The following is a 14,189-nucleotide window of genomic DNA, read 5'->3' as shown; positions in this document are numbered from 1 at the left end:
CCAGTGCGTAACATTTTATTTACATCCCGCTTTTACGCGAGCGGTGAGTGGAAGATGATTTTTGTCTCCCTCGTCTTGCACGTCATTGCCATTAAGACAAAGATAACAATTGTAAGAGAAGGCAGACATTACGTGGCTTTCAGCGAGGTTCCCAAGCGCAAAAAAGCGTCTCACCTCGGAGAAGATCACATTAATCTAGCATGCAAGCTAATGATTGATTTGCCGATAGTACGCTTTCGCGTAACATCGGTCAGGTCTGATTGAGAGGTAAGGTAGTTGTGGTTAAGCACTTGAGGACACAATCTGAATTTGAGGAATGCCTGCGCACCGATACAAATGGTGACGTGATGGCTGTCTTCAATGGATTGGAACTTCGCAGTGTCTTTCAGCCTATTTTCCGGGCAAATGGTACGGTACTTGGGTTTGAAGCGCTAGTGCGGGCCAGAAAAACGGATGGAGAGCCAGCCTGCCCTGCACATCTTTTTAGGAAGCTCGATCACGACCATCCAGATTTTACAAACCAAATCAGTATTGACAAACTTGCCCGCGTTATCCATCTCCGAAACTTTTCATCCTTTGCTGGCAATCACTCAATCTTCCTCAACATGCTGCCGTCTTCCGCTGTCGCTTCTATTGAAACCTTCTCCAACCAGAACCTGATAGTTAAGCGCCTCGCCGAATTGGGGATCCCCCGTCATCACGTTGTGTTGGAAGTTGTCGAACACCTGCATGCCGACACCCTCTCGCTCTCCGTTGCCATTACACAATCTATTAATAACGGCTTCCAAATCGCGGTAGATGATTACGGCGTAGAGGGCTCAGAGGAAATGCGTGTACGTATGATTCGCCCAAGCCTAATTAAGATCGACCGTTCTTTAGTGCAACGTTATGTAGAAGGCGAAGTAGAAACCATGCTGCGTGCTGTTGCCCTCGCCAACGAAGTGAATGCTGAAATATTAGTGGAAGGCATCGAGAATCAGGAAGAATACGAAGCCATGCGCGCCCTGCACATCAATTACTTCCAGGGTTTCTATTTGGGCATGCCACAGCGCTTGGAAGATTTCTTTGCTGCTAACCCTGGTAAACGCGGGCCGACCCAGAAGGTCGAATAAGAAAATCGGCTAATCTCTCACCACTCTCCCCCTGTTCTTCCAGTTATTTTTTATCAAGCCTCCGTTAAGTGCTAAAATCGCCGACAACTTTTCGCCTCAGCGCATGTTGAAAGGCGTTTATACAGAATTACAAAGGCAATCATTCGCATGATTAACAATTCCATCCAGTGGTTCCCGGGCCACATGCACAAAGCGCGCAAAGAAATCGAAGAAGTGGTACCAAAAATCGATGTGATCATCGAGGTACTCGACGCGCGCATTCCGTTTAGCAGCGAAAACCCAATGATTCGCCGCATCCGCAAAGATAAGCCAGTGATTAAAGTGCTGAACAAGCGCGATCTGGCTGACCCGGAGATGACTGCCCTGTGGCTTGAGCACCTTGAAAAAGAACAAGGTGTAAAAGCGATGGCTATCACCACTGAGCAAATCAGTGAAGTGAACAAAATAATGGATCTTTGCCGCAAGCTCGCCCCTCACCGTGAAGAAATGGGCAAGAACATTCGCACCATGATCATGGGCATTCCAAACGTCGGTAAATCCACCATCATCAACACACTGGCTGGCCGTGTTGTCGCGAAAACCGGTAACCAACCGGCTGTAACCCGCCAGCAGCAACGCATTAACCTGCAAAACGGTGTGGTACTTTCTGACACCCCAGGGATCCTGTGGCCAAAAGTGGAAAACCCACACAGTGGCTTCCGCCTTGCAGCGACTGGCGCAGTAAAAGATACCGCGATGGAATATGACGAAGTGGCATTCTACACCGTGGAATACTTGGCAAGTGCATACCCTGAACTGCTTAAAAAGCGCTACAACATCGAAGAACTGCCAGAAACCGAAGTGGAACTGATGGAAGCGATTGGCGAAAAGCGCGGCTGTTTACGTGCTGGCGGTCGTATCGACCTGCACAAAGCCTCAGAGATTCTGATTAACGATCTTCGCAACGGCGCACTAGGTCTCATCACGCTGGAACACCCAGACATGATCAGTCAGGAACTGGTTGAAGTAGAGGAAGCCGCAGCGCAGAAAGCAGAAGAAAAAGCGAAACACAAAGAAGAGCGTCGTAAGCGCTATTTGAAGAATAAGCGCTAAGGCGAGATTCGAGATAAGAGTTTCGAGAGTTGAGATTGAAAGCCCCGTAAATACGGGGCTTTTTGTTTTGGCTGTTTGGCTTTTGGTTCTTTCACTCTTTAGAACAGCGGAGAAATGCTGTGAACACAGAGCAGGCTAAGTGTCGCTCTTCAAACTTGAAGCTATGTTTCGTTTAGTCATCTAAGCTAGCCAGCTTTTCAGTAGCTTTATTCGTATATAGATCAAGCCCATTTGAGCTAAATATTTGACGAGCAGCCTGCCATTCCTGTTTAGCTAACTGGAGGTTATTGTTGATTAGTGCAATATCCCCTCTGGCAAGATGCACACTACCCAATCCGATTTGGTGATCTGATGCCGTAAAAATATCTTCGCTTAGATCAAAATACTTTTTTGCTTCAGCAAGTTTCTTTTGTTTTAGATAAACATCGCCCAGGTTGAAGTAGCCAACCCCCAAGCTACTCCATAGAGGAGATTGTTTTGCCAGTTTTTCTTTAATCGCTATTGACTGGAACATTAAACCTTCAGCAAGAACGAACTGCTCTAACAGGCGATGATTGTTCGCTGCATTTCCAAGCAAATTGGCGAGAAATCTTTTATTTTTAATACTTCCTCGCAGCTCCAAAGCTGGCTGGTAATATTGTTCATTGGCTAACTGCGCAAATTCATTTCTCTCATCACCAATTGAAGAATCTGCCATCTCGTAATAAATGTTCCCAATGTTTACCAGTATCGTAACCATGAACTCATCATCTTCGATATCCATAGCATTGAATAGCTCTAAAGCTTTCTTGGAGTGTTCTAGCGCTTCTTCAAGCTCCCCTTTATCCTTCAAAAACATCCCGATGTATAGCTCAGGGCTAGGGTTACTTGGATCTAAATCTGCTGCCTTTGTGCTCGCCCATAGGGCAGCATCTACATTTCCCACTTCGTCGTATATATCTGCTAGATTTACGTAACCTGAATATGAAGGGTTTACAGCTAATGCTTCTTCTAGCTTTCCTATAGAAATTTTGAAACGATTGTCGTCAGCAGTGGTTGTACCTCTGATAAAAGTTTCATAAGCAATATTCATTGTCTGTTGGGCAATATTTGCTTTATCAATTTGAATTGATCGGTAAATTGCTAATGTCGATATCAGCAATGCTGCAATTACCGTTATCCCGAAGGCTAAGAATAAATAGTTCTTTTTCTTTAGATTAAGGTAAGACTCTGCACTTAGTCCCTCTTTTGGCTCAAGACCATATTCGAGCTTCATCGCCTCAAGTCTTTGAGCTTCAGGTATCAGTTCTAGGTTTTTAGCAATCGTCTTGAATCTTGATTCCTTCCACGCAATAGAAGCCCAACCAAGTATGACTATACAATAGGCCACAAATGCCAAAGGGCTCTTGGCTGCCTCAGATAATCCCTGTAATAGAACATCAATATCCATGTATGGTCCTCACTGAGTGACAAATAAGGTATAACGTCGCAATAACAGGCGCTTACCAATCCGCCCAGAACTGCTTTAATCCTTTGTATTCACGACACTTTGAAAGGCTACCGCAGTGACAAAGCATCCACGTTTATCGCCTTGTTATCTTAAAATTTCTTATACCGAGCAACAAATCTGTTACTCGCTTTACTTTTTTTCAGATAGAGAAAAGTAAAGAATAAGTACATGACCAAAGGGAATACGACATAGTTTTCTAGAGCTGAGCCTTGCAGCGAGAGCCTAATAGTAATAAGGAGGGATAAACAAGCTGAGTTTATAAGTATGACTTTCCTAGCCCATGAATCCTTCCATACGAATGACAAAAACTCCGCTTCTGAAATTGCAACGACTACTAGTGAAACTAGCCATAAAGCGAAGTATAACGCTTGCCCGTTGTAAAAGAACAAGATAATAAAGCTGGGCGCAATAAGAAAGAAGACTGCTTTCGATTCGATATACTTTCTTAGTTCTTTAAATTTAAATTCTTCGGGGTCTTTTCTAGCTAGAATTTCATCTGGGTTAGCATATGCCGAGCAGCCGCATTTTACACAAGAATCAGTGCCAGACCTGTTAACGTGTTGGCATTGGTTACAAACCCAATTGTATTTGATCACCACATTCACCTATGCGATAAGAAATAAACGTTGCAATAACGGGCGCTTACCAAACCACCCAAAACCATTTATACCTTTGTATTCACAACACTTTGAAAAGCGGCCTAAGTGACAAAGCGTCCACGTTCATAGCCTTGTTAACTATCTATCTTGCAGCGCGCTCCAGCTCTCGTGTATCCGTGTAAACCGCCATGAAGTTTTCCGCTAGTTGCGATGATACTCCAACCAGAATAGTAGCGCTGCTATCCCAGCAACCTATTTCAAAAAGTGCCTGAGCTAGTTGAGGTTCTGGGTTGGAACCATTCCAGTAATCGGGATTTCCATCTATATAGGGCTTTTCAGTAACGTCAAACTTTGTACCTATTGGAAATGCTGAGAAAACAGCCCAAATAAACTGAATTTTATTTCCCTGAACTAGGGAGTCCAAAGACTCGCCACTGTACCACCCCTCATCAACAAGATATCCATTTGTCTCTATGTCGCTGATATACCAGTCATAGTCTGTACAGTTCACACTTAATGCAGAAAATACATCCGCCATGTATGTAAAACACTTCACTTGTTCAGTATTTTCAAGAATCAAATTCATATGCATATAGAGTTAACGTTGCGATAACGGGTGCTTACCAAACTACTCAAGCTGCTTTAGTCCTTTGTATTAAGGCCACTTTGAAAAGCTGCTGCGTTGACAAAGCGTTCCTCGTTCACTGCCTTGTTATAGAAATTTCTCAGAGATAATCGACCGAGCTAAAGTCTGAAACATACCCGTAGATCCTATATCCATCTTCAGTAACAGAGCCTGCCACATGGACATTTTTTAGAGCATTCAGAACTAGTGAACGTTGAGGTTCGCCATCTACTTTGATTTCAACCCACTCAATATCTGAATAATTGTCGTCTGCAAAATGATGGCACCAGTCACCATCCCAATTTGACTGGTAACCAGTTGAGAGAATTTTGACTTTCCACTGAGGACTAACTGAGCCTAAACAAGACATTGCCTTTCGAAGTTCTCGCCATTTGGTGTTGTTCATAACTGAGAGCACGGAAACTGACTTACCTATAACGTTGTTTTAAGGAAAAAATGGAAACTGACTGCTAAACCGCCACCTTGAACACAAAAAATGAATAAACAAAAACTGCGCCCGCGTTTTTTGTCCACCTTGAAAACCTTTGTTATGTGCCATTTCTAACTATTTGCTGCAATCTTTTGACTGCCTCAGTTGAACTAATACGCCCGCCTTTGATGTAATCTGGTTTCGCTGCATCATCATCTGAGCATACGAGTGAGAGTACCTGTTCCGAAATCTTCCAATGAAACTCTACATTTGAGCTGAATTTCGCTAATAATTCAGATGAAAGCGCATTACTCTCATGACCATCTAACGCACAAAAATGGTAAAATTGTTGTAAGACTCTACAAAGTCCCAGAATTCAAGTGCGCCAGAAGCACAGTCAATAACAAGCTCTTTGTGTTTGGCAAACTCAGATACTAACTCTTCTTCTGAAAGGCTCACTATGCTTATCTCCATAAGGCACATAACTCCCCGCTAAACGGCGAGCGATAGCGAGTCCAGTGGAAGCCGCTTTTTAGCCGGAACGATGTGTAAGCGGCTTGTTATATGTCATTTAGCTGGTAATAGGTTGGCATACTCAGGTACCAGCCATTTCGTTCCGTTGTCAATAAAATCAACATTTATCGTATGAGTTTTATCTGGAAACTCCGCAATATCCACTATTACTCCCTCTCCAAAAAAGCTATGCATTACTCTCATTCCTACAGTAGCTAATCCAAGCCCACTAACCTCTAACTCATCGATTGAAATAGTTTCTTTAGCTTTTGACACTTGACCATTTACCTTTTCATTGGCTAGTGAAACCTGTGACAGAAAGACAATCAAAATTATAAGGTTGAGTTTTTTATTCATTTGAACTCTCTAGACACATAACGTTGTGATAAAGGGCACTTGCCCGCGCTAAACCTGACCAAACCTATGTAATCACGCTACTTCCTAGACGCTTCGAGATTGACAAGGTGTCCCGTTCATGACCTTGTTATATGCTAACAACATCTACACCAGATGCTTTCGAACAAGAAAGCAACTTTGCAAATTCGATCACTTCATCTGTTGATTGTTCAGGATGGCTAGTCGTAACAATAAACTTGGGGTCTGTTCCGTCACCTACAGCAAGTTCATCGATTACACCTTCCCATTCTTGGCATCCCTGACCCACTACACAAACCAACTCATAACCTTTGTTTATTAAAGATATAAGTTGATCATCGTACATTGGTGAGTATCGACTTTGACATATAAGAACAATTTTTAAATTTGTCATCGATAGCTCCAAAGCATATAACGTCCGAATATGCGCTTGTTATATGCTTTCAGCAGCCACTGCTTGGTCAAACCAAACATGCTCTGACTCACCGCCTAAGTTGAAACGATACCCGAATGGAAGAGCCATATATATTGCTAATTCAGGGCGTTTTTCGATGATGTGCTCAAAGTGCACGGTAACTAATGAGCTGATATTGCCGTCGTACTCATCTGTAGTTAACCACCAACCACTCATATGATTTGGTGATGGGTAACGAACCCCTTCAACTGGTGCTGAGCCCTCATAAATGCCTTTAGAAATAGTAACAAGCTGAGTAGGCTCAACAGGAGCATAAATTGCTTGATAATGCTCACAACATTCTTTTTGGACTGACTCAATACTCAAGCTTATTACTCCTGATTTGAAAAAGCATATAACGTTGCAATAACGGGCGCTTACCAAACCGCCCAAAACTGATTTAACCCTTTGTATTCACGACATTTTGAAAAGATGCTGCATTGACAAAGCGTCCCATTCATAGCCTTGTTATACCGATTTTAGGTTGTGCCACCAGTCCCTACACCTTTTCCCACATGACAGCCTTCTTCGACGAGAGTCACTTATAGTGAATAGCGACATAAGCAAACACCAAGACTTATCAATCTCGATATCTGGCAACAGATTTATCTTGTACAAAGCATCACTGAGATCAAACTTATTTATTAACACGCATGGTGTGAAGTTTGGGTTTAGCCCAGACATAACAATTGCCTTTCTTACTTCTTCATTTGTCGGGTGTGACTGAGTTATAAACTTAGATAAGGAACTCAGAGCTTCTGACTTTTCCTTATTTTTCAGACTATTGAACCACAGTTTTCCCTGCTCTCCCGTAAGAAAACCTTGGGCAATTTCATTTATTTTCAGCTCAATCTCACTCATATAGTCCTGAGGTATAACGTCGCAATAACGGACGCTTACCAAACTGCCCAAAACTGCTTAATTCTTTGTATTCTTGACACTTTAAAAAGTTGCAGCGGTGAAAAAGCGTCCCGTTGATGGCCTTTGTTAGCAAATTCACCTTCCAGTACTTATTCGATTTGATAAAACATTATGAATATCTTCCGCTGTTATAGTTACCGTATTAGACGTGTAAACTCTAGCTGGAATGAGTTTAGAAGGCCTCATTGACTCTAAATGAATACATACGTTTTGGTTATTATTTCTTAGGTCGAAGTTCCTAAATAGATGTTTGTTGAAACTCCCATCTGACTTCATGTGTGGGCTTAAATCCGAAAAGTCTATTGGTGCAACATTATGCATATCGCGAGTATTGAGATAAATGTTGTATGTATATAATTCTTTAATCGGATTATTGGCCAGAGCATCTTGAACGACATCTCTATCATAAAATTGATTTTTTATCTCTTTACCATGCATATATACCCCTGATGCCCTGAGGCGAGTCAATTCATGCTTTTTATCACAAAAGTATACGCGAGGAGAAAACGGGGCTTGATACTCAATAGAGCTATCCCATAAGTTCTGGGATGATGACAAAGTCACTAGCAACATCTCCTTATCGAGAAGTTTCTTCATTTTAGCTTCTCGATACTCAATGGAAAACCTCAAGTCTTGTGATAAATATAACTCGTTGCTTTCACTTACATACAGCGCATTCAGTGACGAAATAGAGAGATCATCAATAGGTTGGGACGAGCAACCCAAGAGTAGAGTGCTCAACAATATGCACGTTAATACATTGATCATATGTTCTCGCTAACAGTGTATTGGACACCAAAGTGGTGTATTTAAACACCCCATTTTGTCCACCAATAACAAGCCGCTGTACTTTAAAAATAACTTCCTTTTTGTTTTTAAAGTTTTTTCTTACAAAGCCAAGAACGACCTTGTGAAAATACGCCAAAATGGGGCTATTTCGGTATTATGCGACACCTTTGCATCTACTGTGTGTTTCAACAGTGGAAAAGTAAGGTTCGGAATATAAAAAGTATCGTAAAGACAGACTTAGTAATGAGTCAGCAGAAAGGGACTCAGTCTCGCAAGGGACAAAACCAACCAAATATCCCCTAATCTTTCCCTTAGAGAGGGGAAGGAACAAGAGTTTACCCGAACTCCCCCAACACCCACGCGCACACATCATTCGCGGTTAGCCTTTCCAGTTTAACCACTGACAGATGGTGCGTTCTGGCATGAGTCAGCAATGCAGGCAGGTCAGAAACAATGGTTTCGTTGCATGACATATAAAGGCGTTTTTTGGTTTCTACCGCGACTTCAATCAACTTGATTAGGTCTGGCATTTTAAGCAGGTGGGCATCATCGACGGTGATAAATGGACAATCCCGATCAATGATTTGTTGCCATTCAGCGTCGCTGATGGTGGTATCGCCGCCGCAATAGGCGAGCTTGGCTTTGGAAACATCAATGGTGAATGGCGTATCGCCATATTGCTCTACCAGAAACTTGGTTTTGTCTGATCGGTTGGGGCCGACGACGAGGCTGATATCGTGGAGTTTGAGCTGGTTTTGAACCTTGTGCCAGAGCATGTTTTCCCTATATGCAACTGAATTACTTTAAAGAAAATTTATCCTAGTTGCGCTTGCCTAAGAAGTCTAATGATATGAATCTTTTATGTATGCAAAACGGGACATCAACAACCTTGTTGTGGGATTGAGTCTGTTCTTACCTTGCGTCTCATTCCTACCCCACCTCGATCTTCTCACCTGTTCTATTCTCACTGGGATTTCTCACTTCTACCAACAGGAAGATCTATGAACGAGCTCGTGTCTCTGGCGCAGCCAGGTGTATTGTCTAATCCTACTACCCATGCTGAATTTCTAACTTTCACGCTGAAAGATCAGTGGCTCAACATGGACCAGATCAACGAGGCGCTTTCCCAGCTACCGGGCATTGAAAAATCCATTCGACAGAAAGATAGCTCTGCCGGTTTGTCTGTCACTATGGGATTTTCTGCCAACAGTTGGCCGATTCTGTTTCCTGATGTGCCAATCCCTTCTGAGCTCCATGACTTTCCTGCATTGGCAGATGGCCCCCGCATTTTCCCTTCCACATCAGGTGATATCTTTTTGATGGTGAAATCAGAACGCAAAGACCTCAACTTTCAGGTCGCCAAATACGCCGCGCGTGCGCTGGCGGATGTAGCGGATCTCGTTGAAGATATTCAGGGTTTTAAGTATCTGGATAACCGCGACATGATTGATTTTGTCGACGGTACGGAAAACCCTCTAGATGAAGAACGCGCGGAAGCAGTTTTGATACAGGTAGGCAGTGATAACGAGGTAGGTGGCAGCTATCTCACGGTTCAGCGTTATGTCGACCGTCATCAGGACTGGGATGCTCTGCCAACTGAACAGCAAGAAAAAGTCGTTGGCCGCACTAAGATGGATGACATTGAACTGAGTGATGAAGAAAAGCCCGCGTGGGCACACAATGAGAAAAGCAAGGTGGAAGTGGACGGCGAGGAAATCAAAATGTACCGCCAGAACCGTCCCTACGGAAATGCTATTGAGCACGGCACCATGTTTGTCGGATTTGCAGCTTCGGCGTCTGTTGTAGAAACGTCATTGAAGCAGATGATCACCGCAGACGAAAACGGAGATTATGACAAGCTGCTGGATTTTGTTGAAGCGAAGACAGGGACGAACTACTTTGTGCCTTCGCAGCGTTTTCTTGATGCGCGATTTGATGATTAGTCGCTTTCCACTGTGATATTGGTGGTAACTGAGTTGGCAATAAAGCAGTGCTTGTGTGCGAGCTTGTGCATTTTGGCAAGCAGGTCGGCGGATGGCTGGTTATCACCCCTGAAGGTTATCGTGGGTTTTAGCACCACATCCGTCACTGCTGTTCTTCCATTCTCTAGCTTACCCAAGGTGCCAATGGCTTCATCGGCGTAAGTTTCCACTGTAAAGCGTTGCTTCTCGGCAACAGTTAGAAAAGTCATCATGTGGCAACTTGCAATGGCGGCGATAAAGGCTTCTTCAGGGTCGATAGCTTCTTCTTTTGCCTTTTCCGGCATAACAAAAGGAGAAGGTGATGCATCGACTTTTATTCCTCCATCAAATGTCCATTCATGAATAAAACGAGTTGTATTTTCATGCTCGCATTCTGCATCCCTATGCCACCAATTGATTAAAACTGTGTGTTTTGACCCCATTTATTCTCATCCTTAATACATTTTACCGATATTTGTCCGGTATCCGCTAAATTTCTTGACACCCGAATCTAGAATTCACTCATGGACGAAACATTTTGAAACATTTAGCCACCTTTATATGTAACTAGTTAACTAACTTCCCTTTTGTTTGTTGTAAGTGGGTCCACAAGGAGTAAAGAGAATGTCTCTTCAAAGAAAGTTCTTCGCTGCCATAGCTAGTCTGGGGATTATCGCCAGCGCGATTGCTTTTGTGCTAACCAATATCAACGAAACTAATCACATTAAAGAAAGTGTCTATATCCAGAAAGAAAACCTTAGCCATGACTTGCTTGGCTTAATGGACACAACACACAGTCTGATTATGGAGCGCGTGGCATCAAGCATGGCATTGCTCAAAAAAGAGGGTCAGGAGCTGGGTAATCCGAACCTAAGAGAACGCGTTATGGTCAGCGGAAGAGACTCTTTGAACCTTTACCTAGGTGACAATCCACAAGCCAACAACTATGGGCTTGTCGACAGGATAACCAGCACCATGGGGGGAACTGCAACCGTTTTTGCTAAAGATGGTTCAGAATTTGTGCGTATTGCCACCAATGTAAAAAAGAACGGTAAACGCGCTACTGGCACCATTTTGCACCCAGGAGGCGCCGTTGATCAGAAAATTCAGGCAGGTGAAGCTTATTACGGCAAAATTGATATCCTTGGTGATCCTTACCTGACCGCTTATGAACCCATTTTTGATAAACAAAATTCTGTTATCGGTATTTGGTATGTGGGTTATTCAGCAGATCTTAAGCAATTGGCCTCTGCCATTGGTAAGTCGACCGTTCTAAATAATGGTTTTGTTGCGTTATTGGATAACCAGAAACGCGTCAGAATGCATTCAGACTCTGTTGATACGGCGGTGGTTGAGTCGGCGTTAAACATCAATCCCGATGCTTGGTCAGTGGCACGATTCCCTTATGACAAATGGGACTATGAAATTGTCATCGCTTACCCTAACAAAGATGTGTCTGCAATGATCTTCCAGTCGGCACTTAAAGCGTTCGCGGTGGTCGTCTGTTTTGTGATTGCTTTTATGCTGATTAACTTTTTCGTGATGAAACAGGTTGTGGCCAAACCCCTAAATGCTTTTATCGCTGCTATTAAAGATATAGCGGAAGGTAAAGGTGACTTAACTAAGCGGTTTAATTCTGATGCTTCAGATGAGTTCGGCATCATGGCCAGACACTTTGATAAAGTGCTAGAGCGAATACAGGCCACGATCAAAGAAGTCATGGAATCATCCAGCAAACTCTCTGCGGAATCCGAGGTTTTGGCTGGAATCGCCGATCATTCTTCAGCGGCGATGGGTAAACAAAGTCAGGAAGTAGAACGCGCCCAGTATGCCATTCAACAATTAAACGAGTCTGCACAGTCAGTAACAGAAAGTGCAAGCGCTTCCTCCGATGCCATTACAAAAGTAGATCAGGAGGTCGTGCGCGGTAACTCCGTGGTTCAGAATGTCATCGTCAGCTTGGAAAGTCAGGATGAATCCATGGCCAAATCAGCCAATGTCGTTAATGAGTTAGCCAGTGCCACTGGAGACATCAGCGGTATTCTCGACGTGATTCTTCAAATTGCTGAGCAGACAAACTTGCTGGCGCTGAATGCCGCCATTGAAGCAGCTCGAGCCGGTGAACAAGGCCGAGGATTCGCCGTAGTCGCCGATGAAGTGAGGTCACTTGCCAGCAGAACTCAGGATTCAACCGGAGAGATCCGGGTGATGATCGAACGGCTCCAAAGCGGTACCAATGAGATGCTTGCTTTGATGGAAAAGAACCGCGAGATTTCTGTCTCGAATGTTGAGGAAGCCAAATCTGCCGGTGAAGTACTGGAACACATCGTAACGGCAGTCAAAATGCTCACCGAAGCCAACGTTTCCATCAACAATGTTGCTGACGAACAGCATGTGGTCGCTGGTGAAATTCACCAAAACATTGACCAAATTGGTTTAATTAGTAAGGAAAATGCGCAGTATATTGATGAAACCCAAAAAGCCAGTGAATACCTACGAATCCTCTCCACTCAAATGAACGAACAACTGTCTAGCTATCGCGTTTAGCAAGCAATATATGTGAGAGCCAGACGAAAAACGCCCTGCTGTTTGCAGGGCGTTTTTCATTTGGAAAATGCTAGCTTACTGGAACTCTTCGCCAGCAGCGGCTACAAATGCCATCTCAACCAGATAATCTGGGTCTGCCAGCTCTGCTTTCACACAAGCGCGGCTTGGTGCAGTGCCTTCTTCAAACCAGTTATCCCACACTTCATTCAGCGCTTCCAGGTTGGCGAAATCAGTGATGTAGATGGTAACAGACAGGATGCGGGTTTTGTCTGCGCCGACGGTTGCCAGCATTTCTTCTGCCTGTGCGAAGATTTGTTGTGTCTGGCCTTTGATGTCTGCACTCAGGTCGCTTTCCGGCACTTCTACAAAATTTGCAATGCCATTGAATACGGTCACATCTGACCAACGTTTTGTAGGGTTAATTCGATGTATTTTCATTGGGTTACTACCAGATTAAGTTTGACGACACATACTAACATTTGATGGCGTTGCACGTCATCTTGGTTAGGTTGAATTGTCAGCAATTAAAAGTATAAATAATTCAATCACACCTTGTTTTAATTATGCATCACTTGGAACAAATAAGGCGCAATCGGAAATTCAGAAAATTCACATCGAAATAAAGCGATGTACAAAGTGTCTACAGTCGATAAGGATATCAACACACAATCAATAAGAAGGAAATAAACAATGAAATGTATTTCGTCGGCAACGCTGTTGGCTTTAACCTTGTCTTCTTCTCTCGCCTTTGCTTCTGATAATTACTCTGTTGATAGTGAAGCCTCTTCCATTAGTTTTGCCACCATCAAGAAATCCTACATCGTTGAACCTGCCACTATCAGCGGCATTGAAGGTAGTGTCGACGCCTCGGGTAAGTTCACCGTTACCGCTCCGCTCTCATCAATATCCACCGGCATTCCTATTCGTAATCAGCGTCTTAACGATCTTTTCTTTGATTCTAAGAAGTTTCCGATGCTGAAGGTAGAGGGACAGGTTTCTATGCAGGATCTAGACAAGTCAGGCGCGCTACTTCAGCAATCAATTCCCGCGACAGTGACTTTATTTGGTAATACCAAAGAAGTGACGTTGGATATGAATATGATTAAAGATGATGACAATATATTCGCTTTTACTTATAAACCTGTCGTTATTAGTGCCGCAACTTTTGGTATTCCAGAAGCCAATTTAAAAGCGGTTTCTGAAACAGTTGGGAACATTGATATTTCCAGCACTGTGCCCGTCAATGTTAGTTTGGTATTTAAAGAAAAATAAAAATTCTCTG

15 protein-coding genes are annotated in these 14,189 nt (G+C 43.4%); 5 read left to right on the top strand and 10 right to left on the bottom strand.

Annotated elements, in window-relative coordinates; all coding sequences use genetic code 11:
* The first annotated feature begins 347 nt into the window (after positions 1–347).
* Both QL223_RS02980 and ylqF read left to right on the top strand, forming a co-directional pair.
* Positions 348–1,112, top strand: a complete 765-nt coding sequence (locus QL223_RS02980) for an EAL domain-containing protein (protein ID WP_281543857.1) — start codon at positions 348–350, stop codon at positions 1,110–1,112.
* A 147-nt stretch (positions 1,113–1,259) separates the two neighbouring features.
* On the top strand, positions 1,260–2,204 hold the full coding sequence (gene ylqF / locus QL223_RS02975) for a ribosome biogenesis GTPase YlqF (protein WP_251879888.1): 945 nt from the start codon (positions 1,260–1,262) through the stop codon (positions 2,202–2,204).
* 172 nt (positions 2,205–2,376) lie between these two features.
* Here ylqF and QL223_RS02970 read toward each other — a convergent pair whose 3' ends face one another.
* From QL223_RS02970 to QL223_RS02935, 8 genes are all read right to left on the bottom strand, one after another.
* Complete coding sequence (locus tag QL223_RS02970; RefSeq protein WP_281543856.1) at positions 2,377–3,633, bottom strand: hypothetical protein; 1,257 nt, start codon at positions 3,631–3,633, stop codon at positions 2,377–2,379.
* An 801-nt stretch (positions 3,634–4,434) separates the two neighbouring features.
* Positions 4,435–4,884 carry a hypothetical protein gene (locus tag QL223_RS02965; protein WP_281543855.1) on the bottom strand — a complete coding sequence of 150 codons (450 nt, stop codon included), beginning with the start codon at positions 4,882–4,884 and terminating at the stop codon, positions 4,435–4,437.
* 787 nt (positions 4,885–5,671) lie between these two features.
* Positions 5,672–5,806 (bottom strand): hypothetical protein, encoded by a 135-nt coding sequence (locus QL223_RS02960; RefSeq protein ID WP_281543854.1) that lies wholly within the window; start codon positions 5,804–5,806, stop codon positions 5,672–5,674.
* A 108-nt stretch (positions 5,807–5,914) separates the two neighbouring features.
* Entirely contained in the window at positions 5,915–6,217 is a 303-nt protein-coding gene (locus QL223_RS02955; protein WP_281543853.1) for a hypothetical protein, read from the bottom strand.
* 127 nt (positions 6,218–6,344) lie between these two features.
* Positions 6,345–6,629, bottom strand: a complete 285-nt coding sequence (locus tag QL223_RS02950; RefSeq protein WP_281543852.1) for a hypothetical protein — start codon at positions 6,627–6,629, stop codon at positions 6,345–6,347.
* 39 nt (positions 6,630–6,668) lie between these two features.
* Positions 6,669–7,016 carry a hypothetical protein gene (locus tag QL223_RS02945; RefSeq protein ID WP_281543851.1) on the bottom strand — a complete coding sequence of 116 codons (348 nt, stop codon included), beginning with the start codon at positions 7,014–7,016 and terminating at the stop codon, positions 6,669–6,671.
* A 669-nt stretch (positions 7,017–7,685) separates the two neighbouring features.
* Positions 7,686–8,207, bottom strand: a complete 522-nt coding sequence (locus tag QL223_RS02940) for a hypothetical protein (protein WP_281543850.1) — start codon at positions 8,205–8,207, stop codon at positions 7,686–7,688.
* A gap of 527 nt (positions 8,208–8,734) precedes the next feature.
* Positions 8,735–9,175 (bottom strand): hypothetical protein, encoded by a 441-nt coding sequence (locus QL223_RS02935; protein ID WP_281543849.1) that lies wholly within the window; start codon positions 9,173–9,175, stop codon positions 8,735–8,737.
* A 225-nt stretch (positions 9,176–9,400) separates the two neighbouring features.
* Between QL223_RS02935 and QL223_RS02930 the strand changes: the two genes are divergently transcribed.
* Entirely contained in the window at positions 9,401–10,342 is a 942-nt protein-coding gene (locus tag QL223_RS02930) for a Dyp-type peroxidase (protein WP_281543848.1), read from the top strand.
* On the opposite strand, the gene QL223_RS02925 is transcribed toward QL223_RS02930, so the two are convergent.
* On the bottom strand, positions 10,339–10,803 hold the full coding sequence (locus QL223_RS02925) for an OsmC family protein (protein WP_281543847.1): 465 nt from the start codon (positions 10,801–10,803) through the stop codon (positions 10,339–10,341). The two genes, QL223_RS02930 and QL223_RS02925, sit on opposite strands and share 4 nt — an antisense overlap.
* A 181-nt stretch (positions 10,804–10,984) precedes the next feature.
* Between QL223_RS02925 and QL223_RS02920 the strand changes: the two genes are divergently transcribed.
* Positions 10,985–12,907 (top strand): Cache 3/Cache 2 fusion domain-containing protein, encoded by a 1,923-nt coding sequence (locus QL223_RS02920; protein WP_281543846.1) that lies wholly within the window; start codon positions 10,985–10,987, stop codon positions 12,905–12,907.
* Positions 12,908–12,982: 75 nt separating this feature from the next.
* On the opposite strand, the gene QL223_RS02915 is transcribed toward QL223_RS02920, so the two are convergent.
* On the bottom strand, positions 12,983–13,345 hold the full coding sequence (locus tag QL223_RS02915; protein ID WP_002536081.1) for a RidA family protein: 363 nt from the start codon (positions 13,343–13,345) through the stop codon (positions 12,983–12,985).
* A gap of 252 nt (positions 13,346–13,597) precedes the next feature.
* On the opposite strand from QL223_RS02915, the gene QL223_RS02910 reads away from it, so the two are divergent.
* A complete protein-coding gene (locus tag QL223_RS02910; RefSeq protein ID WP_281543845.1) occupies positions 13,598–14,179 on the top strand; it encodes a YceI family protein in 582 nt (193 codons plus the stop codon).
* The last annotated feature ends 10 nt before the right edge of the window (positions 14,180–14,189 follow it).

It is taken from the genome of Grimontia sp. SpTr1 (assembly GCF_947387585.1).
GTDB classification, from domain to species: domain Bacteria; phylum Pseudomonadota; class Gammaproteobacteria; order Enterobacterales; family Vibrionaceae; genus Enterovibrio; species Enterovibrio indicus.
Note: the sequence above shows the minus strand (reverse complement) of the source record. Positions and strands in the feature narration are given on the sequence as shown.

Excerpts from the sequence above, each read along its gene's own strand:
- QL223_RS02930 (WP_281543848.1), top strand. The coding sequence starts at position 9,401 with ATGAACGAGCTCGTGTCTCTGGCGCAGCCAGGTGTATTGTCTAATCCT.
- QL223_RS02935 (WP_281543849.1), bottom strand. The coding sequence starts at position 9,175 with ATGCTCTGGCACAAGGTTCAAAACCAGCTCAAACTCCACGATATCAGC.
- ylqF (WP_251879888.1), top strand. The coding sequence starts at position 1,260 with ATGATTAACAATTCCATCCAGTGGTTCCCGGGCCACATGCACAAAGCG.
- QL223_RS02950 (WP_281543852.1), bottom strand. The coding sequence starts at position 6,629 with ATGACAAATTTAAAAATTGTTCTTATATGTCAAAGTCGATACTCACCA.
- QL223_RS02970 (WP_281543856.1), bottom strand. The coding sequence starts at position 3,633 with ATGGATATTGATGTTCTATTACAGGGATTATCTGAGGCAGCCAAGAGC.
- QL223_RS02940 (WP_281543850.1), bottom strand. The coding sequence starts at position 8,207 with ATGAAGAAACTTCTCGATAAGGAGATGTTGCTAGTGACTTTGTCATCA.
- QL223_RS02920 (WP_281543846.1), top strand. The coding sequence starts at position 10,985 with ATGTCTCTTCAAAGAAAGTTCTTCGCTGCCATAGCTAGTCTGGGGATT.
- QL223_RS02965 (WP_281543855.1), bottom strand. The coding sequence starts at position 4,884 with ATGCATATGAATTTGATTCTTGAAAATACTGAACAAGTGAAGTGTTTT.
- QL223_RS02925 (WP_281543847.1), bottom strand. The coding sequence starts at position 10,803 with ATGGGGTCAAAACACACAGTTTTAATCAATTGGTGGCATAGGGATGCA.
- QL223_RS02980 (WP_281543857.1), top strand. The coding sequence starts at position 348 with ATGGCTGTCTTCAATGGATTGGAACTTCGCAGTGTCTTTCAGCCTATT.
- QL223_RS02955 (WP_281543853.1), bottom strand. The coding sequence starts at position 6,217 with ATGAATAAAAAACTCAACCTTATAATTTTGATTGTCTTTCTGTCACAG.
- QL223_RS02915 (WP_002536081.1), bottom strand. The coding sequence starts at position 13,345 with ATGAAAATACATCGAATTAACCCTACAAAACGTTGGTCAGATGTGACC.
- QL223_RS02910 (WP_281543845.1), top strand. The coding sequence starts at position 13,598 with ATGAAATGTATTTCGTCGGCAACGCTGTTGGCTTTAACCTTGTCTTCT.